A 20,900-nucleotide genomic window follows, 5' to 3' on the forward strand; every position below is an offset into this window, starting at 1 on the left:
TCCCAGCGGACTTCTGTGTGGGCTATGCGCCCCCGGGCAGATTCGAACTGCCGGCACCCGCTTTAGGAGAGCGGTGCTCTATCCCCTGAGCTACGGGGGCACTGTGGCCTTCATCAACCACGATCAACCAGTGTAGCGTAGAAGAAACCTGCATGTTTCACGGTGTGCCAGCACCTATTGTGCGAAGTTTCTCGTTAGGGTCGAACTGTGCCAGATTCCGTTGTTGACGATCAGTTCCCAGAGCTCGGGGATGTCTATGCCGAGTGGAAAGAGCAGGCTGCCCACCTGGGTGGTCGCGACACCATGCTCCATTTCCGGGATTCGCGCGATGGCAGTATCGACCTCTCCGGGGCGCATCCGTCGGGTCTCGCGCAGCTGTTGGCAGGTCGGGCCACCCGCCTGTCGAGTCTGATCCGCGATCACGAGATCCTCGCCGACGCCCGGCGCCGCGCCAAATCCATTCGCTCGAAGGCCGAACAGCTCGACAACGAACGCGGCATCCGCACGGCCCACCTGGCAATCGGATTCGCCTCGTGGACTGAGAAGGACTCGAAGTACAAGTTCAACGCCCCTGTGGTCATGCGCCACATCACGCTCGTTCCCCGCGGTTCCCGCGTCGAGGACTTCGAAATCGTGTTGGGCACTGAGATCACGATCAACCCGGCCCTCGTCCATCACCTCGCCGAGGTGTACGACCTCCATGTCCCGGTCGACGACTGGGTGGACGCCACAGGGGGCCCGCACGGTTTCGATCCGGGCCCAGCCCTCGACCGCCTCCGCGATCTGGCTCAGTCAGTCCCTGGACTGCGCATCAACCATCGATTCGTCGTCTCGACGTTCGCGAACATCGCAACTCCGTTCTCCACCGACTACCTGCCCACGCAGCATCCGGTTCTGCGCGCACTCGCCGGCGACGAAGAGGTTCGCGGCGCCCTCGGCGGACCGAACTACGTCCCGAAGTCGAAGGCTGAAACAGAAAAGGCTCAGGCCAAGACGAAGTCGAAAGCGAAGTCTGTCGCTGCCGACGAGAAGCCGACCGGCGACGAAAAACGGACCGGCGACGAAAAACGGACCGGCGACGAGGAACGATCCGCGGGCGCCGTGTCGGGAGCTGACGGCGAAACGCATGCCGCCGACGGAGCACATGCCGACGACGATCTGGGCGAGCCGACAGTCGCGATCATCGACGGCCCGTTGCCGGAGAACCCTGCTGCTGGCCCCGAATCGGCCACCGACGCGACCACTGCAGCGGGTGTCCCCGTGGCAGCAACAGCAGCGGACGCCGACTCGCACGCAGGTGGCGACAAGGCAACCGTTGACGAGACTGTCGGTGCCAAGCAGTCGCTGACCACGCCTTCCACTGCTGAAGCAGCTGAAACCGGCAAGACTGACACGGACGCTGCCGCTGATACTGCGACTGGCGCTGACAGCAAGGGCGACTCCAGTGCCGACGCCAATGCCGCTGACGTTGCCACTGACAGCAAGGCTGACACCAACTCCAAACCCGACGCGAAGGCCATGCCCAAGACGGTTCCGTCGGCTGGGGCTTCATCCGGAGCCGGAGCTGAGTCCGCTGTCGAGACCGACGCTGACGAAGCGACTGGCGAAGAGACAGACGGTGCCGCGACCGAGGTCGACGGCGAAGACGTCGTCCCTGCCGCGCTGAAGGAACCGGTTACGCCGCTTCCTGATCGCAAACCTCAGGAAGAGTTCCTCGTCATCGATGTTGACGGCGATCAGCAGGCCGTCGTCGATGCAGCCGTCTCCGGCCGGTCCGTCGTCGTCGACACTCCACCCGGGACCGGTGCGACACAGGTCGCCGTTGCAGTGGCCACGACCCTGGCCCACACTGGCAAGAGCGTCCTCTTCCTGGCCCAGACCTCGGACGCACTCGACGATTTCTCGACCCGCCTCGGCGAAGTCGGACTCGGCAACTTCGCAGTGGACACTCGCGAGGGATCCGGCCATATCCGGAAACAGCTCGTCGACCTCATCGCCTCGGCGGAGAAAGCAGAACGACCGGACCTCTCCGGTCTGCTCAGCGAACTCAACGAGCAGCGCGACACTTTGACCGAACACGTCTCCTCGCTGCACCGCCGTCGTGATCCATGGGACGTCTCCGTATACGAAACGATGCAGCATCTGGCCGAACTGACCTCGGGTGATGACTCTCCGCAGACCTCCGTCCGCTTTGACCGGGACCTGTTGGTTGCCAGCGACGATCGACGCAGTGTTCTGCGAGCCAAACTCACCGAGCTGGCCGCACTCGGCGCATTCACCCTCGATGTCGAAGACACCGTCTGGTTCGGCGCTGACCTCAAGTCCGTTGAAGAGGCCGAAGCCGCACGGACCGTCGCCGAGCGCCTCGGCCGGACCATCCCCGACCTCGTCACAGCCGTCGAACCGGTCCTGGCTAAGGCCAAGCTCAATCCTCGGCGCAACCTCGACGACTGGTCGCGTGCGGTCAAGGTCCTGCTGCGGGTGCGGACTACTCTCGACAGCTTCGCCCCTGACATCTACGACCATCGTCTCGACGACCTCATCGCTGCCACCGGCACCTCCGAGTACCGTGCTGAGGCCGGTGTCGAGATGGGCATGCTCCAGCGCAAACGTCTGAAGAAGTCCGCAAACGAATTCCTGCGCCCCGGCGCCGAGGTGCCCGATCTTCACTCTGCCCTCATCGATGTGCGCTCCCAGCGCATCATCCTCCAGGACCTCGCCGGCCACGATGGTCGCCCCCAGATTCCCCGTGGGGTCCTCGAAGCTGACGAGATTCTGCAGCAGGTCGAAGCCGATATCGCGAAGATCGCGCCCATCTTGGAAACGACTCCGGACGGCGGCGAACTGGGCTCAATGCTCATCGAAGAGCTTCAGGCTCGGACCGAAGCCATGGGTCGCGATTCCGAGAACCTTGCCGACCTGCCTGAACGCTCGCGGATCCAGCGCGAACTGACCGGCGAGGGTCTCTCCGATCTCCTCACCGACCTGCGTCGTCGAAAGGTCGACACCGGGCTCGTCGGACCGGAATTCGACCTGGCCTATTGGGCCTCGGTGCTACAGACCATGGCCAGCGAGGACCCCCAGGTCGGCCGCCACGACGGTGCTGCACTGCACCAAGTGGCCGAAGGGTTCCGCGAGAACGATCGCGCGTTCGTCGCCGCCGGTGCCGGGCGTCTGCGATACAACCACTCGCAGGCGTGGAAGCGCGGCATCGACAACGATCCGATCGCCGCCGGTGTCATCAAGCAGGAGCTGCTTTCCCCGCACACCTCCGTGCAGACGATGTCGACGCGAGCACCCGAGCTGCTGACGACGCTGGCCCCCGTGTGGATGGCCAGTCCCTACACCGTGCCCGAACTCTTCTCGGCGCTGCCGCTCTTCGATGCTGTGGTCATTGCCGATGCCGGTCGACTCTCCGTCGCCGACGTCGTCCCCGGCATCACTCGTGCTCGGCAGGTCATCTCGCTGGGCGACTCACGGCTGCTGGGACCTCGTCCCTTCTCGATCGCGGTTGATCGTTGGGGAATGGACGACGGGAATCATCCGAGCTCAGTGCAGGAGCGCCTCGGCGAATTCCTGCCCCGGATGCACCTGTCGAACTCCTACAGGCTGTCTCCGGTCGGTCTCATCGACCTGGCGAATCGGCACTTCTACGATTCGACGATCACGACGCTGCCCACCGCGCATACCGGAGAGGGCACCGGCCTCGAGTTCTCCTACGTCGCCGACGGCAGGGGTCCCACGGACATCGGCACAGGTCGAGTCGAAAGTCCCGACGCTGAGGTCAAACGCGTGGTCGACATCGTTCTCAAGCACGCACGGAACCGGTCGCGCGAATCACTGGCAGTCATCGCATTGACCCCGCACCATGCGCAGAGAGTCGCCACTGCGATCTCGCGGGCGATGAAGGACCTGCCGTATGTGGCGGCGTTCTTCAACGACTCGAGCAAGGAACCTTTCGTAGTCACAGATGCTGAACGCGTTCAGGGTATGTCCCGCGACGCCGTGATCTTCACGCTCGGCTATGGTCGGACGGTCCACGGCCGAGTCATCAATGACTTCGGCGCGCTGTCGGGACCGGACGGCGAACGGATCCTCGCAGCGACCATGACGCGTGCGCGCAAGCGAATGACCGTGGTCTCGAGCATCGAGGCCGAGGACTTCGACAAGAACAGGCTCACCGGGGGAGCGGTCCTGCTGCCGCGTCTGCTCGAAGAGATCGCCGCCGGCGGCGTCAACCAGCCCGGTCCTCACGGCGAGATCTACGATCCCCTCTTCAACGACATCGCCGATCGGCTGCTGCAGCTCGGTGTCGTCGCACACGAACACTACAACGGCATCGATTTGGCTGTGGCGAACTCGACCGAAGACGAGCACGGCATGATCATCGCCGTCGCCGGCGACGGGCCCGAGTACGCTTCGGTGCGCAGCCTGCGCCAGCGCGATCGTGTCGTCCCCGAACAGCTGGGACGCCGAGGCTGGCGGTACATGCGCGTGTGGTCGACCGATGCATTCGTCGACCCGCAGTCCGAGACAGAGAAGATCTTCGAAGCGTGGAAGTCCACAGTGGAGAGGATGAGCCCGCAAGCCGTCCTCAACGCCGCCCGCGCCGCATCTGTCGTCGTCGGACGCACCGGCAGCCGACCGAAGCTGGTGCCCGGGCTGCCGATGCACAAATACTCCGATTCGGGTCTCGACGCGATGATCGACTGGATCCAGTCCGATGCCGTAGTTCGCGGCGACGGAGAGATCAAGGATCTGCTCCGTACCGCTCTGGCTCAGAAGGGCAGCTCCGGTCGCGGGGATTCCCAGCTGCAGGCGGCTGTCGACCGTTATCGTCAGCGGCATGCGCAGGCGAAGAGGGTCACCGGCGCCGAGGTGCTCGTTCCCAAGTCCGATCAGCACAGTCCCGGCGAGGATGAGATCATCCCGTCATTCGACACGGGAAAGATCCGTGCCGATGAACTCCGTGAGGCGGGTCTGATCGAGACGGCGAGCAACGAACAGGTGCCGGATCCTGATGAGCAGGTCCCTGGCGTCGATGTGCAGGCCCCTGATTCCGACGGTCAGGCTCCTGGCTCCGACGGTCAGGCTCCTGGCTCCGACGGTCAGGCTCCCGGGTCCGACCGTCAGAGCCCTCAGGCTAGAGATCAGTCGTCGAGGTTCGGCGATGGCACATCCCGACGAGATGGCTGACACGCCCCGGCCTCCAGAACCCGACGACGAGCAGCCGCCCGAGAGCCTCGAGCAGAACGCGCTCGACGACGAACAGGCTGAACTGAAGAAGGAACGCCTGGAGAAGGCGATGCGAAAGTATCGTGCAACCCTGCGCAACGAGGCCGAGACCACTGAGGGTGGCTTCAGTGCCGACTACTACAGATCGCAGAAGCCGCCGCACTGGTGACCGTGTCCAGCCCTCGCGGCCTACGATGCCGCTGGTGGCGAAGCTAGGGCCGGTGACGGTGACGGGGGCTAAGGTCTAGGGCTGGTGGCCGAGACTAGGGCTGGTGGCGAAACTAGGGCCGGTGGCCGAGACTAGGGCTGGTGGCAGTGGCCAACGCTAGTGGCAGAGCAATGAGAATAGGGTCCGTCTCCCATGTGGGAGACGGACCCTATTCTCTGCTCTACAGCCGTTCAGAGAGGTGAGATCACGTTCTCAGAGCAGCTGTGCCGATCAGTGGCGCGGTGGCTCATTCGGATCGAACGGACCACCTGAGCTTGCAGGACCCTCAGCAGGTCCGGCAGCGCTGGCGGTCTGGTTGCGAAGCAATTCGCGGATGTCGCCGAGCAGATCCTCGGTGGTCGGAGGAATCTCTTCCTCAGGAACTCCGCGCTTGCGCAGGTCGTTGAGCTTGTTCATCGGGACGATGATGATGAAGTAGACGATGGCAGCAACGATGAGGAAGTTGATCGCCGCAGTGATCACGGCGCCCAAGTCGATCGTCGTCTCTGGGACATTCGGCTTGATCTGGAAGGACAGAGCAGGCCCTTCAGCACCACCGACGGCGGCGATCAGCGGGTTGATGATCTTGTCCGAGAACGCCGTCACAATAGCGGTGAAAGCACCGCCGATGATAACGGCGGTCGCGAGCTCGACGACATTCCCTTGCAGAATGAAGTCTCTGAAACCTTTAAGCATTAGAGGCACCCTTTCGGCGTAAATGTAAACAATAATGCGTTATACAATCCTACGATTACCGTTACATAGTACACACAGGTAACTCCGCTCCGCAGAGCCGACATGCGAGTGAGCTCACTCGGAACGGCGACCTGCTCAGTCCGGTCTCGGACGCCACCTCCCTGTCTCAGCGATGTGGTCTGCTCATCTGCGCTGAATGGTCGCTCAGATCGTACGAAGAAAGCGGACGCTCACCGAGGCAGAATGGCGAAGCTGATCGGCATACCGGCGAATTCCGCAATCCGGCCGGCATCGTCCGCGGAAAGGATGACAGAGACAATCTGCCCTGCTTCCGAGGTGATGCCTTCGTCGCCGCTGACGATACGCGCAATCGTCACTTCGTTCACGACGATCTCCGAGCCGCCATCGGGTAGCGAGCTGAAGAGCCGAATCCTCTGGCCGGGTTGGAGGAGCGCTGCGGAACTGTCATCGGCCAAGCGCACGGGCATGAGCAGATCCGAGCTGCCGTCCGGAAGAGACTGCTGATCAAGCACGGTCGATTGGGTCAGCGGAGACCCCTTCGACAGGCCAGCTGAAGTGCGTCTGCCGTCGGCATCGTCGATCGAGAGAATCGCCTTGTCCGGGACGAGCCGGGATGGGAAGTCGGCCATGGTGAGATCCTGGGACCGAAGTTCGGACCCGGGTGGCAGGTTCTTTGCGGCGATGACCACCGGTATGCCGACTGGGTTCGGTGTCAAAAGCCATGCGACCAGCGCGCAGGCGCAGGCGAAGCAGAGAGCAGCCGCGATCCTCTGCGGTTTGATGCGTGTTGTCTTCGGCCACGAACGGACCATGTCGCGGATGCGCCTCAGTATTCCCATGCCCTCAGTCTTCAACGAGTCAGGGCCACAGCGGTAGAGCTGGATTCATGCCTGTGGGTAACGCCTCAGCGTGCACAGGCGAAATACGTATGAGTCGAGGGAGTGTCCACAGGCAGAGTACGTGCGAGTCGATGAGTGACAGTTCTTCATCGCACACTCAGCGGCCAACGTGCCGCCGGTCAGCCCGGGCAGCCCGGGCAGTTCGCGGTCAGCCCGGTCAGTTCGCGGCCGGCCCGGTGTGCCCGGTCAGTTCGCTGCGGGTGCGCTCGCTGCGGGTGCGTTGGCCGACGAGGACGAGGAAGAGGACGAAGTCGACGAGGAGCTCGACGATTCCTTCGTGGAGCTCGATGAAGAGTCCTTGGCCGCGGGGCTCGATGTCGATGGCACGGTGCTCGAGTTACTTGCACGAGAGTCTGTGGCGTAGAAGCCCGATCCCTTGAAGCTGATACCCACAGTCCCGAAGACCTTCTTCAGGCGGCCCTGGCATTCCGGGCAGATCGTGAGCGATTCGTCGCTGAAGTCTTGGTGAATATCAAAAGCGTGACCACAGCTCTTGCAGGCGTAAGAGTAAACGGGCATTCGAGACCTTTCTTCGACGTAGAGATTATAGTGCACCGCAACTGCCCGTGAATAATGCGCAGGTCACACCGTGGGACAGTCGGGTCAGATATTGAGCCGATCTCTGTGCAGGTGCGGGCGCAGGAGCGTTGCAGTCGCGAAGTTCTATCCACAGGTCAACACGTATAAGTGGGCGTTTATTTCTCTTGGGATGGGTGCGACGTTCCGTCGTCGACGGTAAGCCGGCGTTGAGTGCGACGGTCAGTCAGCGGTGGGGTGACGGTTAGTCGGAGCAGGGGCGAACGAAGGTGTGAACACCCTGCTCAGTCACCGCCTGAGCGATCTGCAGATCCCATTCCTCGACGGTGAGCCCGGGAAGGCCGATCTCATCTTCGAAGCAGACTCCGAAGACCCGCGGGTCGGACCTTCTGCCCTTCAACGGCTCGGCATCGATTGCCCCCAAGGGAACCTCGCCCCGCGGCCCGAAGGTCCGGTCATAGAATCCACCGCCGTTGCCCAAACGTGCTCCGCCGGTTCCGTACCCGAGGGCAGGGACGAAGATCAGGTCGAGCCCCACCTCGGCGAGGAGGAGCTCTGCGGCAGTCCACTGAGCCTCGGGCTCCCGGATGCCCCACTTCCCGCGCGGCACCAAGGTGGCCATGGAGCCGACGACCTCGCCGAAGTGGACTGGCCGACCGATATTCGTGACGACGGGAAGGAAGACCCTGCCCCCATGGTCGAGGAATCGGTCGATGACCGGATCGAGATTCGGTTCGCCCGGAAGTGCTGAGTAGGCGAGCATCGTGCGGCCGGTCAGGTCTGGGGTGCCGGTCGGATCCGGGCCATTGGTCAGGTCTGGCTCACCGGTCAGATCGGGCTCACCGGTCAGGTCCGGCGCACCGGTCAGATTAGGCTCGACGAGAGGCGCCTGGGGAGCCAACACCGACGTGACGACTGCCCAGGCAGCATCGGAGACCGACCTCGGCGAGGTCGATCCAGTCGCCGTGTGGGAGCGCAACGAGCGCGCGGATCGGATGCGTTCGCGCAGAAGCGCCTTTGAAAATTCTGGGCTCACGTCCACAAGCCTAAGCCGCGGCGCTCACATTGGTTAAGATGAACGACATGAGTGATGACATTCCGCGCACAGTTCGCAAAGCCGTGATCCCCGTGGCCGGTCTGGGAACGCGTTTTCTCCCTGCGACCAAGGCGACCCCCAAAGAGATGCTCCCCGTCGTCGACAAACCCGCCATCCAGTACGTCGTCGAAGAAGCCGTCGAAGCTGGACTGCAGGATGTCCTGATGATTACCGGCCGCAACAAGCGTCCGCTGGAGGACCACTTCGACCGCGTCGACGGTCTCGAAGCGGCACTGGCGAAGAAGGGCGACGAAGCGAAGCTCGCCGCCGTCCGTCACGCTTCCGAGCTCGCCGACATCCACTACGTCCGCCAAGGGGATCCGAAAGGCCTGGGCCATGCGGTCCTCAAGGGACGTCAGCACGTGGGCAACGAGCCGTTCGCAGTCCTCCTCGGCGATGACCTCATCGATGAGCGCAGCCCGATCCTGCCCAAGATGATCGAGGTCGCGGAGAAGACGGGCGGCAGCGTCGTCGCGCTCATGGAAGTTCCACCCGAGTCAATCCACCTCTACGGCTGCGCCGCCGTCGAAGCCACCTCGGACGACGAGGTCGTCAAGATCACCGGCCTCGTCGAGAAGCCGGCACAGGACGAAGCCCCGTCGAACCTGGCGATCATCGGCCGCTACGTCCTCGCCCCGGAGATCTTCGACGTCCTCGAGACCACGAAGCCAGGCCGCGGCAACGAGATCCAGCTGACCGACGCGCTCCAGACGCTGGCCGAAACCGACGGAGAACGCGGTGTCTACGGCGTGATCTTCAAGGGCGCGCGCTACGACACCGGCGACAAGCTCGACTACCTCAAAGCCGTCGTGCAGATGGCCTGTGCCCGCGAGGACCTCGGCGACGACCTCAAGACCTGGCTCAAGGAGTATGTGCCCACGCTCGACTGAGCCGCTTCATCCGAAGCAGCACCGTCCCAGAGTCACCCGAGAGCGGAGGCAGCCGTTTGTGGCCGGTCATCCTGACTGACAGACAGTCCGACATCGTGCTGCGTCCGCTGCATCGGCGTGACGAGTCCCAGTGGCGTGAAGTCCGTCGGCACAACCGTGACTGGCTGCGCCCGTGGGATGCGACTCTGCCGATTCCCGGGCAGGAGATCCCCGGCTTCCGGACTATGGTGCGCATGTACGACAAGCAGGCCAAACGGCTCCAATCCGTGCCGTTGGTCGTGGAGGTCGGCGGTGACTTCCGGGGGCAGTTGACCGTATCGAGCATCAGCTGGGGTTCGATCCTCAGCGGGCAGATCGGCTACTGGATCGACTCGCGCGTGGCAGGCCGCGGCATCACCCCGATCGCCGTCGCCATGGCCACAGACCACTGCCTCTTCGCGTTGGGGCTCCATCGGATCGAGATCAACATCCGCCCCGAGAACGCCGCAAGCCTGCGCGTGGTCGAGAAGCTCGGCTTCCGAGACGAAGGCCTACGCGAGAAGTACATGCACATCAACGGCAGATGGTGCGACCACCGCACGTTCGCCATCACCGCCGAAGAAGTTCCGCAGGGCGTCCTCGCCGCCTACCGCCACGGTCAGCGAGCCTGACCGACCTGCGCGCGGCTGACCGACCTGCGCGGTCAGCTGACCAGGATCAGCCCGATCGCCTGAAAATTTCGTGAACTTCGCACCTCTTTGACCGACACACCACAGTCCCTCCCATCGGAGTCGATGAGTGCGCTCTAGGGTGGCATTGTGGACACCAGCATTATCGTCGTTATCGCCATCATCGTGGTCTTCGTCGTTGCTGTGCCCGCAATCATCCGCAAGTCGGCGACAGAGCTGTCCCGCGTCGAGATCGACACCGTGCCGGATAAGGCGCAGATCGTCGCAGCGGACAAACAGACACCGTGCCACGACCACACCGAACGAGCTCGCGTCTTCCAGGCCAAAAGTTCGATCGAACCGACCGTGCCCCGCCTCGATGTCGCCCCGCTGAGCCAGGCCCCGACCCTCAGTCTGTCAGCGCCAGTGCCGGCGCTCGCCGTCATCGACGGGCATGGCGAAGGGCAGACCGCCGGCACCGAGGTGACCGCACAGTCCGAGGTCAACGTCCTTCCCGTCGCGGTTGGTGAGACCCGCTCGGCCTTTCTTGAAGACTTCAGCGATCAAACTCATTCGGCATTCGCCTCGGGGGTTCCCGACAATGTGCGGATGCTCCATCCAGCGGTCCACAGGGTATTCAACCAGTCCGGCCACGGACAGTCTGGTCACGGACAGTCGGGCCACGGACAGTCCGGTCAGGATTCGGGTGGTCGTGGCCAGTCGGTTCAGGGATCATCCGGACACGCAGCGACCCGGTCAGGCACCACGGGGTCGAGCGTCGACAGAATCGCCCCGGCCGCCAATCGGCCGAGCGGGCCAGCTGCGAATCGACCGAGCGGACCCGACACGAATCGGCCAGGCAGGCCGGAAGCGAATCGGCCCAGTGGGCCGGCAACGACAGATATGACCAGGCGAGGTACACAGATTCCCAACCCGAACTTCGGCACCGATGAGGAACATTCGATGACTGAGAAAGCAACGACACTGCGCGAGTCCATCCGATCGCTCGGAACGATGGTCCGAGGATTCGCTCTGCTCTTCCTCGCCTCGGCGCTGGGTATCCTCGTGTCCGGCGTGCTCGCGATCTTCTCGGTCGTCCACCCTGCCCTCATCGGCGTCTTCGCCGGACTCGCGGTTGTCTCACTCTTCATCGTGCGCACCTTGAACCTGCGCAAGCGCGAGCTCAAGGCCCGCCTGCGCAACCTCGAGCGCCACCCCGCTAATGCGGCTGCTCCTCGCACTGCCGGTCCGCGGGCTGCGCGTGAGGCGTCCACAACCTCGACCGCGACGAAGACGACGGATGCTGCTGCGACAGCGGCGGGCTCCACGAAGGCAGCCCAAGCCCGCGCCGTGATGCAGCGCAATGTCGTGGCCAAGCGCAGTCGCGAAGAGGCCGACACCGGTGAGATCCCGATCGTCCGCATCCGCAGCGAAGCGGCCGAGGGCCACACCACTCGCCAGGTTCTTCTCACCGGACCGATCCCTGTCGTCGCGGAGAATCAGGAGAGCACCTCGGACGCGGCTGGCTCTACTGCCGAATCCGATGGCGAAGCGATTGCCGAGGCTGTCGCCACGCGCGCTGTCGAGAAGACTGCTTCCGCGAAGACCTCGGCTGAGCACGAAGCAGCTGGCGCCGATGCTGACTCGACTCACGTTGATGCCAGCCGTGCTGATGTCGGCCGTACTGAAGCCGGCCGTACTGATGTCGATCGCGCTGGCTCGGCTGTCGCATCGTCGAAGTACGATGCTTCGCCTGAAGCCGACGAGGCGAAGACTGCTGGTTCGACAACCGAAGAGCCGGCAGCCAGCGTCAACGATCCGTTCGTGCAGCGGCTCAGGGCTCGCGACGCTTGGTCGCCGACTCCTCTGCCGGTTCCCAGCTATGTCGATGCTCCTCAGGTCGACCACCCGATTCCGGAAGCGACCACCGCGGACGCGGCCTCCTACGAGACCGAGGCCCGCAGTCGTGAGGACATCGCCGCACAGTTCGCCGCCGAACTCGGCTACCGTGCTGAGCTCAGCGATTCGGCACGCGAGGACAGCCCGCTCGAACACGGCCGTAAGGCCATCCGGACGACGAGGGCTCCCGAGCTGGGCGCCGTCGACGACGTTCTGGCACGCCGCCGCGCCTGACTCAGAGTTCAACCGCTTTCACGAAAGGCCCCTGTCGTTGCACGACAGGGGCCTTTCGCGTCTGCCATTGACCTAAGCGCGGGCTTGGCCGGCTCAGTCGGAGAAGGCGAACCAGCAGATGGAATTTCGCCGGTCCTGGTCGTCAAGGACGAGTCGGTGGATTTCACTGGGCAGTTGTCTCCGTTGCCAGTCGCGTTCGTGTCGTCCGGCCTGCGGATTCTGCGGATCGGCAGCACGCACGGCTTTGATCGCGTATGCGGCGGCGCCCAGATCGTGTTCGGCGACGTGTCCGACGCAGGCCGCCTGTCCGGCTGCGTAGGCGGCGAATCGTGCGGCGTCTTTGAGTGGTCTGGCAGCGCCCATCGCCTGTCCGCCCAGCGCGCGGGCCTCCATCATCGGCATCCGTCCCACTGCCCATGCACGCGTCGCAGCCCATGCTCGTGCCGCGACCACTGCCTCGCGGGGGCGGGAGTCGCCGGGGCATTCGGCTTCGAAGAAGTGGAGCACATGCTCGGCACAGTCAGCAGCCCACAGCGCCAGCCGTTGGTGGTCGTCATCGGTCAGGGTGCCACCACGGCGGATGGTGATCATCGCGGGATCACGGACATCGGGCAGGATCATGCGTTTGCGCTCATCTCAGTTCTACTCGGCTCGGCCGCCGTAGTCCTCGGCGATCGACGCGGCGACCTTCTGCAGGCGGGGGACCAGGTCGTTCTCGATCGAGAGTCCGCGAAGATGCGAGGTGTGCAGAGAGACGTTGAGTGCGGCAAGAGTGTTGTCGCCTCGGCGCACCGGCACTGCCAGGCCGCGCAGGCCATCGTCGAGTTCCTGCGAGACCAGACACCAGCCCTGGACTCGGATCTTCTTGAGCTCTTTGCCCAGCTCGGCGGCCGAGGACACCGTGTGATCGGTGAACGGGGAGATCTCGACCCGGTCAAGGAACTGCTGCTGGAACGTCTCCGGCAGTTCGGCGATGAGCATGCGCCCCATCGACGTCGCCCACGCCGGCAGCCGGTTGCCCAGATTGACCGTCACCGCGTGGAGTCGCGGTGCGGCCGCGCGAGCGATGTAGACGATGTCGTCGGCATCGAGGATGCTCAACGTGGCCGACTCGTCGAGGTCGAGCGCCAGATCATTGAGATGCGGCTGAGCGATCTTCGGCAGGTCGAGACCTGCCAAGAACCCCGCCCCGAAGTCGAGGACGCGAGGGGTGAGCGCGAAGCGCGAGCCCTCCGTCGACAGGTAGCCGAGGTCGGTGAGGGTGAGGAGGAAGCGCCGTGCGGCGGCCCGCGTCAGATGGGTGGCGGCGGCCACCTCGGTGACGGTGAGGTGCGGGTTGTCTGCGGTGAAGGCGAGGAGTACGGCCAGGGTCTTCTCCGCGGACTTGACGTAGTGGGGACTCTGCGACGGCTCTTCGGTGGGACTCATCTCTGACTTCACCTCTCCAGGGTATCGGTCACAGCGACGCGCATCTTCCATGGACGACTGGGGCGACGACAGAATCGTTGCTCAAACAACTTCGCTAGTGTGCGCATAGTGCACATGTGTACGAAAAGCGTACACCGTGATATTGTGATCTGCGTCAACCCGAACCACCAGCTCTGCCGCCGACCGATAGCTCCACCATTCGAAGGAGAATGCCATGTCCACAGCACAGAATCCGACTGCTGCGAACACCGAGGAACTCAAACGCGCCAGACGCGCAGCCGCCGGTTCCTTCATCGGCGCAGTAGTCGAGTGGTACGACTTCCTCCTCTACGGCATCGTCGCCGCCCTCGTCTTCGGCGAACTCTTCTTCCCCGGCTACAGCGCCCACGCGGGAACCTTAGCGGCGTTCGCGACCTTCGGCGTCGGCTTCATCTTCCGACCGTTGGGCGGCATCATCTTCGGCCACTTCGGTGACAAGCTCGGGCGCAAGTCCATGCTCATCTGGACGATGACGATCATGGGTATCGCCACGGCCCTCATCGGATTCCTCCCCACCTACGACTCCATCGGCTGGCTGGCCCCAGCGCTGCTCGTGCTGCTGCGCTGCATCCAGGGCATCGCCGTCGGCGGCGAATGGGGCGGTGCGGCACTCATGGCCGTCGAAAGCGCCCCTTCGAAGCTGCGCGCCTTCTTCTCCAGCGGTGTCCAGATCGGATACTCCTTCGGTCTGCTGATTGCCACTGGACTCGTCGCCTTCCTCAGCAGCAACTTCTCTGAGGAGGCCTTCCTCGCCTGGGGCTGGCGCATTCCGTTCTTCTTCAGTGCCGTCCTCGTCCTCATCGGCCTCTGGATCCGCTCCGGCGTCCAGGAGTCCGAGGAATACCTCGAGCGAGTCAAGAACGCCAAGGAAGACAAGGTTGCGAAGCTGCCGATCTTCGAAGCCTTCAAGCGCTACCCGGCCCAGATCTTCCAGATCGTCGGCCTGCGCTTCATCGAACTCCTGACCATGTACATCGTGACCACCTTCGCGCTGTCGTACTCGACGGACGAACTCGGCCTCGACCGGTCGGTGATGCTCAACATCACCCTGCTGGTCGGCGGTCTGGGCATCATCACGATCCCCGCGTTCGCCTATCTCTCCGACAAGTACGGCCGTCTGCGCGTCTATCTCACCGGCGGCATCGTCGGCCTCGTCTGCGCGATCCCGTTCTTCTTCGCCCTCGAGAGCGGGAACATCGTCGCGATCGTCATCTTCGCAGTCCTGCTCATCAACATCGCCCATGATGCCGTAGTCAGCGTCCAGCAGCCCCTGTTCGCTGAGATGTTCAGCCCGGAATTCCGCTACAGCGGAGCCGGCGTCGGCTACCAGCTGGCCAGCGCCATCGCCGGCGGCTTCACCCCGTTCATCGCCACCTTCCTCGTCGGCGTCGGCAACGGCTCCTGGTACCTCGTGGCCGCGTACCTGGCCGGCGGCTGCCTCGTGTCCATCGCGGTTGCGCTCTACCTCATCCAGCAGTGGCGCGTGGGACGCAGAGCAGAACACGCCACGCAGGCCGGTGAAATGGCAGCCGAGAAGGCAGTGCAGGCCTGATGCAAAACACTCCCACCGCCGAGGTGACCGCTCAGCCCCGTTTGGACAGTGCGACCCGTTCGTCCGCCCAGGACGAGGCATCGAATCCGTCGACGCACAGCATGCGCTCGGCGGAGATCACCGCGGCCGGTCGCGTCGAGGTCGTCGAGCGGCCGGTCCCGAGCGGTCGCCTCGGCAGTCGGGATCTTCGCGTGAGGATGCTCGCGGTGGGCATCTGCGGAACTGACCACAGCTTGGCCTCCGGTCGACGGACACCTCCCGAACTGCCGTGGAGGCTCGGCCACGAAGGCTTCGGCGAGGTCATCGAGGTCGGCTCCGACATCCAGGAAATCATCCCCGGAGACCGGATCACCCTCGAGCCGAACATCACCTGCGGCAAGTGCGACTACTGCATCATCGGCAGGACCTCAGCCTGCAGCAGGAGGCGCAGCGCCGGGGTTCTCACCCAGCCGGGATTCCTCACCGAAGTGGTCGACCATCCCAGCGCCTTCTGCCACCGTGTGGGGCCCGAGGTTCCCGTCGAGCGTGCAGTGTGCACGGAACCGCTGACAGTGGCCGCGGCCGCGATTCGGCGCAGTGAGTTGAGCGGGGATGAGACGGTACTCGTCGTCGGTGCGGGAGCCCAAGGGCTGCTCTCGATCATCATCCTCACCGCGCAGGGGTATCGTCCCCTCGTCAGTGAGCCCGACGATGAGCGACGGGCGTTGGCGGTCGAACTTGGTGCGCAGGTCTTCGAGCCGGGGAAGAGCCCGGCGCCCGAGGTTGTCATCGACGCAGCGGGCGTCCCGGAGGCACTGGGGTCGGTCGTTGATCACCTCGCCCCGTTCGCCAAAGTCACGATCGTGGGGGAGGACAACCACCACCTCGGCGCGTCGAGCTTCGACATTGTGCAGAAGCAGCTGCGCATCCAAGGCTCGTTCATCTACGAGCATCCGCAGGACATGGCGCACGCGGTCTCCCTGCTCAACGTTGTTCCCACCGAGGCGATCATGGGCCCGGCGATCGGGTTCGACGACGTGCCCAGTCTTTTCGCGGAGCCGACTGCGAATCGTGTCGGCGTCAAACAGTGGGTCGACATGCGCAAGTGAAGCGGGTCGACACACTTGGGGACCCTGTTATGTCCGAGGCCTCGCCGCGAACGATGCATGGACCACTGCGCTGGTCGCGAGCAGAAGCCGATTGTGCAGGGTGATTCCGCGAATCACGGCGACGCAGATCTCGTCACGGCTGAGATCATCGGTGATCGGTGCGGTGTTCAGGGCTGCGACCGCGGCCAAGGCTTGGATGTGCAGGCGGATCGATTCCCGATCGATGACATATCCCGCAGCCTGCAGCTGGCCGAGCACGTGCGCCATCGAGACCACCGAGGTGGGGGAGACGTCGGGCAGCTCCAGCTCCTCGAGAACGCTGCGGATCTCGGTCTCGAACGGCAGCGGCTCCGACATCGTGTACAGGACGGCCAGGGCCGCAGAGACATCCGGGTCTGAGTGGTTGGGGCCGGGCAGATCGGGGCCGGTCGGATTGGCCGCGGGCACGTCGGAGTCGGTCAGATTGGCCGCGGGCACGTCGGAGTCGGGCGAATACAGCGCCTTGTTCGCCTCGAGCGTCAGGCGTTGGCAGATGCCCATGAGTTCGAGATTCTCGACGGCTGCATCCTCGATGGCCCGAGTCAGGACGGAGATGGAGTCGATTGGTGCGCCCAGGTCGCGGCGCAGACACGTGATGAGTTCGAGACGATGGACGTGCTCACGCGAATAGACCGCTGTGGTCGCATTCTTCTTCCGACCGGGACTGAGGATTCCGACATGGATGTAGTACTTGATGCTGGCCGTCGAGACTCCAGAGCATTGGGCCAGTTCGCTGAGCTTCATTCGTCTGCTCCTCTTCGCCCTCACCGGATTAGATAGAGAATCCGTAGCAGCTATCTACGTTGCCGAGCTTGGTTAGTGGGACTATCTTAAGTCCATGACAACGATGTTCGTAGCAATCCATGCAATTGCTGCCTCGGGAGTCGTGCTTCTGGCACCCGTCCAGCTCATCCGTCGCACCAAGGACCGCAAGCACAGGTTCATCGGCCGGTCCTGGGTGCTGCTCATGTACTTCGTCTGCGTAAGCGGAATGTTCATCTATTCGCTCAGCGGAAGCTTCACCGTGTTCCACGCACTCGCGATCTTCACCTTTCTGACCACGACGACCGGCGTCATCGCCATCCGCAAGGGAAATATTCGCCTCCACGTCGGAATGATGGTCGGATCATGGTTGGGTGCACTGACCGCAGGCACATTTGCTGCGATCATTCCCAGCCGCGACATACCGCGGCTGGCAGCGAGCGACCCGTTCCTGCTGTGGGCGATCATCGTCGGCATCATCGTGGCAGCCACTGTCTGGGTCGGCTATGTGCTGCTGTTCGTCCCGACGACAAGGCTGAAAGCGACGGGTCAGGGATCGACGGGAGCTGCGGTGCTCAGCGACGAGCACATGACGGGCCCGACCGAGACAGGCCCAATCGTGACGGGCTCAACCGAAACAGGCTCAACCGTGACGGGCCCGACCGAATCAGACCGGCCGAGTAGCAGTCCGGCTGGCATCGCCGCTGTCTGAGCCTGAGGCTCAGGCGCGCGAATCCTCGAACTCGGGATGCTTCTGCAGGTAACCCATCACGTAGGAGCAGGTCGTACGGAACTTCAGACCCGCCTCGGCGGAGGTCTCCAGGGCGAAGCGGACCAGCTCAGCCGCGATCCCACGGCCACCGAAGGCGGGGGAGACCTCGGTGTGGGTGAAGGTGCGCACGGGGTGCTGGGACGGATCGTCCGGGCTGGTCGCGCGATCGATGTAGTCGGCGACGCCGATGACCTTGCCCTCATGCGACACCGTGAAACGTGTCATCGCAGTGTCCTGGTCGAAGGTGAAGGTGTCGCCGGAGATCTCGAGTTCCATGATCACTCCTCTCGCGCAGATGCCCTCTGCAGTGCCGATGCCGAACCCCGATCGGGCCGGTCCTGATACGGGAAACTATAGTTGTGGGTGACTCGGGTGACTAACCCGGGTCCCACGTTTCGCCAGCCTTATCTGCCGTAACTGACCTACCTGCGAACCAGCACTACCTGCCGAACCAGTACTACCAGTCGAACCAGCCGTATTGCCAACCCCGCCGTATCCGACGACGGTCGAATCTCATCTAGGAGCTAACCCGTGTCCTCTCAAGCCCCGGCCACCATGGTCGACGCCCATGTGATGATCCTGCGCGAGTCGGGGTTCGACGTCACCGAACTCACCGACGCCGACATCGACGACTACGTCGCCCTCGTTGCCTCCGCGTACCGGGGAGAGAACTCGAAGCAGGGATGGACCACCGAGGCGCATCTGGTCAGCGGACAGCGCCTCGACGCTCCGATGGCCCGGGAGATGCTCGCGGAAGAGGACTCTCGGATCATCCTCGTGCGCTCGGCCGAGGGTCAAGCCGTCGCCAGCGTCTACCTGCGCAAACCAGTGGGTGGAGTCGCCTACCTCGGCGTCCTCGCTGTCTCACCGCTGGGCCAGGGGCAGGGTGTGGGTTCGGCACTGATGAACCTCGCCGAGGCGTGGGTGAGCGAACGCTGGCACGCGCACTCCCTGCGGATGAGCGTCGTCAACAAGCGCAGCGAACTCATCGCCTACTACGAACGCCGCGGCTATGAGCGCACCGGTGAGGTCGAACCTTTCCCGTATGAGGACAGCAGGTTCGGTGTGCCGCTGGTCGACGACCTCGAATTCGTCGTCCTGGTCAAGCCTCTGCACTGAGGCTCGCTGGCTGGCAGCGCAGACACCTCGACCTCAGCGCAGAGCCCTCGACCTCAGCACAGACACCTCGACCTCAGCACAGGCATACGGAAATGGTGCCCAGCGAACTTCGCTGGGCACCATTTCCGTATCGAGACTCGACTGGGCGGTTCTGGGAGGTTGTCTAGAAGAACATCGCCGGGACGACGAGCCCGCCGACGAGGACGACCGGCCCGATGACGACCATCGACATGCCGAACTTCACGAGGATGCGCGTCAGGCGCGGTTTGTCCTCGCCCGGGGCTGTGGCCACGACCGTGGCACCCAGGGTCGAGAACGGCGAGACGTCGACGACGGCCGAGCACACGCCCAGCGCCGCGATGAGCGCCCATCCGGGAACACCGCCGGCAGCGATGAGAGGCAGCGCCAGCGGCACGAGAGCCGCTAGGATGCCCGTCGTCGATGCGAAGGCCGAGACCAGACCGCCGACCATGCACAGCACGAGGGCCGAGACGAGCGGCGAACCGATCGCCTTGGCTCCCTCGCCCAGGAGGTCGACTGCACCCATGGTCTGGAGGACGCCGACGAAGGTGATGATTCCGCCCACGAGCAGCACCGTCGACCAGTCGATCTTCGGCAGCGCCGCCTTCGCCGTCTTGGGATCGACGAGGGCGAGGATCGCTCCGAAGAGGAAGCACAGCAGACCGATGTCCGGGTCCTTGCCGATGGCCGCGAGAACGACGACCGTACCGATGAGGCCGACCATGAAGGCGACTGTGAGGATCTGCACGAAGGAGAAGGGGCCTGAGCTGTCGCTGGCCGATGAGTTCGAGGAGTCGAAGAGCGCTTCGTCTTCGTCGTCCTCACCGAAGGCCACACTCGCCGCCGAGGCGGATCCCCGAGAGATCCGGTACCCGTCGTTCGATCCCGAGGTGTCGAAACCGTCTGCCTCGTTGAGGGTCGAACCGGAGTTCACCGAACCGTTCCCCGCGGCGTGGGCTGTCGCCGCATGGGCGACGACGGACTTGCGGGAGAAGAGCTTGCGGCCGTACATGAAGTAGGCGAAGACGAGCATGATGAGGTAGACGCCCACAGCGATTCCGAAGAGCAGGAACGGCGAGAGGTCGATTCCTGCATCATGGGCGGTGCTGTAGGTGACAATGCCGTAGAGGCTGGTCGGAGCGAATCCGCCGGCGCCGATCGCGAAGCAGATCGCCAGACCCATCAGCGCGTAGTCGACTCCGTACTTCCGGGCGACCTGCATACCCACGGGCATCATGACCAGACCGGCCAGCGGGGCACCCATCGCGGCGATGCACGCTGTGATGACGAAGAAGACGGCGGGCAGAAGGACGGCCGAGGAACCGACCTTCTCCAATGCCCAGTCGATGATCTTGTCGACCGTGCCGTTCTCCTGCGCGATGGCGAAGAAGTACGTGACCCCGGCCAACAGGATCATGATCGAGAGCGGGAACTCGGCGATGATGTCGTCGACGGTCATATCCGTGAGCATCAGTCCGGTTCCCGCAGCACCGACGAGCATGAGTATGCCGATCTGGACACCACGCACCGCGCCGATGGCGAAGAGGGCGATGAAGATCGCCAGGGCAAGGATTTGTGCGAGCATTATTTCCCCATCGAAACTGAAGTCTTCCTGAATGAAACTAGTTGAATCGCTGAGTGGAGATTACCAGTTCTGACGCGGCAGTAGCGGTTGCCGCAGGGGAGTCAGTGAAGATTTCCCGATTATCGGTACTCGA

Annotated in this window: 18 protein-coding genes, 1 tRNA gene and 1 pseudogene; 10 read left to right on the forward strand and 10 right to left on the reverse strand. The window is 63.8% G+C overall.

Annotated elements, in window-relative coordinates; translation table 11 throughout:
* Positions 1-27: 27 nt before the first annotated feature.
* A tRNA-Arg gene (locus MPN20_RS02340) sits at positions 28-100 on the reverse strand.
* Positions 101-207: 107 nt separating this feature from the next.
* On the opposite strand from MPN20_RS02340, the gene MPN20_RS02345 reads away from it, so the two are divergent.
* Both MPN20_RS02345 and MPN20_RS02350 read left to right on the forward strand, forming a co-directional pair.
* On the forward strand, positions 208-5,196 hold the full coding sequence (locus tag MPN20_RS02345) for a DUF4011 domain-containing protein (protein WP_242779073.1): 4,989 nt from the start codon (positions 208-210) through the stop codon (positions 5,194-5,196).
* Positions 5,189-5,404, forward strand: coding sequence for a hypothetical protein (locus MPN20_RS02350; protein ID WP_242779074.1), 216 nt, complete (start codon positions 5,189-5,191; stop codon positions 5,402-5,404). The genes MPN20_RS02345 and MPN20_RS02350 overlap by 8 nt, the downstream gene beginning before the upstream one ends.
* Positions 5,405-5,674: 270 nt before the next feature.
* Here the strand turns inward: MPN20_RS02350 and mscL are convergent, their stop codons facing one another.
* A complete protein-coding gene (mscL, locus tag MPN20_RS02355) occupies positions 5,675-6,139 on the reverse strand; it encodes a large conductance mechanosensitive channel protein MscL (RefSeq protein WP_242779075.1) in 465 nt (154 codons plus the stop codon).
* Between the two features lie 230 nt (positions 6,140-6,369).
* Positions 6,370-6,999, reverse strand: coding sequence for an SAF domain-containing protein (locus tag MPN20_RS02360; protein ID WP_242779076.1), 630 nt, complete (start codon positions 6,997-6,999; stop codon positions 6,370-6,372).
* Positions 7,000-7,237: 238 nt separating this feature from the next.
* Here MPN20_RS02360 and MPN20_RS17455 point away from each other — a divergent pair, with 238 nt between their 5' ends.
* On the forward strand, positions 7,238-7,423 hold the full coding sequence (locus MPN20_RS17455; protein WP_347566790.1) for a hypothetical protein: 186 nt from the start codon (positions 7,238-7,240) through the stop codon (positions 7,421-7,423).
* Positions 7,424-7,437: 14 nt separating this feature from the next.
* On the opposite strand, the pseudogene MPN20_RS17460 reads toward MPN20_RS17455, so the two are convergent.
* Both MPN20_RS17460 and MPN20_RS02370 read right to left on the reverse strand, forming a co-directional pair.
* A pseudogene (locus MPN20_RS17460) lies at positions 7,438-7,578 on the reverse strand (FmdB family zinc ribbon protein); the annotation flags it as partial.
* Positions 7,579-7,840: 262 nt separating this feature from the next.
* Complete coding sequence (locus MPN20_RS02370; RefSeq protein ID WP_242779078.1) at positions 7,841-8,632, reverse strand: 5-formyltetrahydrofolate cyclo-ligase; 792 nt, start codon at positions 8,630-8,632, stop codon at positions 7,841-7,843.
* 47 nt (positions 8,633-8,679) lie between these two features.
* Between MPN20_RS02370 and galU the strand changes: the two genes are divergently transcribed.
* The 3 genes from galU to MPN20_RS02385 all read left to right on the forward strand — a co-directional run bounded on the left by galU (position 8,680) and on the right by MPN20_RS02385 (position 12,362).
* Positions 8,680-9,582 carry a UTP--glucose-1-phosphate uridylyltransferase GalU gene (gene galU, locus MPN20_RS02375; RefSeq protein ID WP_242779079.1) on the forward strand — a complete coding sequence of 301 codons (903 nt, stop codon included), beginning with the start codon at positions 8,680-8,682 and terminating at the stop codon, positions 9,580-9,582.
* Between the two features lie 56 nt (positions 9,583-9,638).
* The gene (locus tag MPN20_RS02380) at positions 9,639-10,232 is read left to right on the forward strand and encodes a GNAT family protein (protein WP_242779080.1); all 594 of its coding nucleotides are present in this window, start codon (positions 9,639-9,641) and stop codon (positions 10,230-10,232) included.
* 147 nt (positions 10,233-10,379) lie between these two features.
* Positions 10,380-12,362 carry a hypothetical protein gene (locus MPN20_RS02385; protein ID WP_242779081.1) on the forward strand — a complete coding sequence of 661 codons (1,983 nt, stop codon included), beginning with the start codon at positions 10,380-10,382 and terminating at the stop codon, positions 12,360-12,362.
* 93 nt (positions 12,363-12,455) lie between these two features.
* Here the strand turns inward: MPN20_RS02385 and MPN20_RS02390 are convergent, their stop codons facing one another.
* Positions 12,456-12,983 carry a putative immunity protein gene (locus MPN20_RS02390; RefSeq protein ID WP_242779082.1) on the reverse strand — a complete coding sequence of 176 codons (528 nt, stop codon included), beginning with the start codon at positions 12,981-12,983 and terminating at the stop codon, positions 12,456-12,458.
* A gap of 21 nt (positions 12,984-13,004) precedes the next feature.
* Positions 13,005-13,790, reverse strand: a complete 786-nt coding sequence (locus tag MPN20_RS02395; RefSeq protein ID WP_242779083.1) for an IclR family transcriptional regulator C-terminal domain-containing protein — start codon at positions 13,788-13,790, stop codon at positions 13,005-13,007.
* Between the two features lie 214 nt (positions 13,791-14,004).
* On the opposite strand from MPN20_RS02395, the gene shiA reads away from it, so the two are divergent.
* On the forward strand, positions 14,005-15,381 hold the full coding sequence (shiA, locus tag MPN20_RS02400; protein WP_242779084.1) for a shikimate transporter: 1,377 nt from the start codon (positions 14,005-14,007) through the stop codon (positions 15,379-15,381).
* The gene (locus tag MPN20_RS02405; protein WP_242779085.1) at positions 15,381-16,469 is read left to right on the forward strand and encodes an alcohol dehydrogenase catalytic domain-containing protein; all 1,089 of its coding nucleotides are present in this window, start codon (positions 15,381-15,383) and stop codon (positions 16,467-16,469) included. Before shiA ends, MPN20_RS02405 begins: the two co-directional genes overlap by 1 nt.
* Before the next feature lie 27 nt (positions 16,470-16,496).
* Here the strand turns inward: MPN20_RS02405 and MPN20_RS02410 are convergent, their stop codons facing one another.
* Complete coding sequence (locus MPN20_RS02410) at positions 16,497-17,252, reverse strand: MerR family transcriptional regulator (protein ID WP_242779086.1); 756 nt, start codon at positions 17,250-17,252, stop codon at positions 16,497-16,499.
* 94 nt (positions 17,253-17,346) lie between these two features.
* Between MPN20_RS02410 and MPN20_RS02415 the strand changes: the two genes are divergently transcribed.
* Complete coding sequence (locus MPN20_RS02415; protein ID WP_242779087.1) at positions 17,347-17,982, forward strand: DUF2306 domain-containing protein; 636 nt, start codon at positions 17,347-17,349, stop codon at positions 17,980-17,982.
* A 9-nt stretch (positions 17,983-17,991) separates the two neighbouring features.
* On the opposite strand, the gene MPN20_RS02420 is transcribed toward MPN20_RS02415, so the two are convergent.
* Positions 17,992-18,318, reverse strand: coding sequence for a GNAT family N-acetyltransferase (locus tag MPN20_RS02420; RefSeq protein WP_242779089.1), 327 nt, complete (start codon positions 18,316-18,318; stop codon positions 17,992-17,994).
* Positions 18,319-18,573: 255 nt separating this feature from the next.
* Here MPN20_RS02420 and MPN20_RS02425 point away from each other — a divergent pair, with 255 nt between their 5' ends.
* Positions 18,574-19,161 carry a GNAT family N-acetyltransferase gene (locus MPN20_RS02425; RefSeq protein WP_242779091.1) on the forward strand — a complete coding sequence of 196 codons (588 nt, stop codon included), beginning with the start codon at positions 18,574-18,576 and terminating at the stop codon, positions 19,159-19,161.
* Between the two features lie 163 nt (positions 19,162-19,324).
* Here the strand turns inward: MPN20_RS02425 and MPN20_RS02430 are convergent, their stop codons facing one another.
* On the reverse strand, positions 19,325-20,767 hold the full coding sequence (locus MPN20_RS02430; RefSeq protein WP_242779093.1) for an SLC13 family permease: 1,443 nt from the start codon (positions 20,765-20,767) through the stop codon (positions 19,325-19,327).
* Positions 20,768-20,900 lie beyond the last annotated feature (133 nt).

It is taken from the genome of Brevibacterium sp. ZH18 (genome assembly GCF_022748595.1).
In the GTDB taxonomy this organism is placed as follows: Bacteria; Actinomycetota; Actinomycetes; order Actinomycetales; family Brevibacteriaceae; genus Brevibacterium.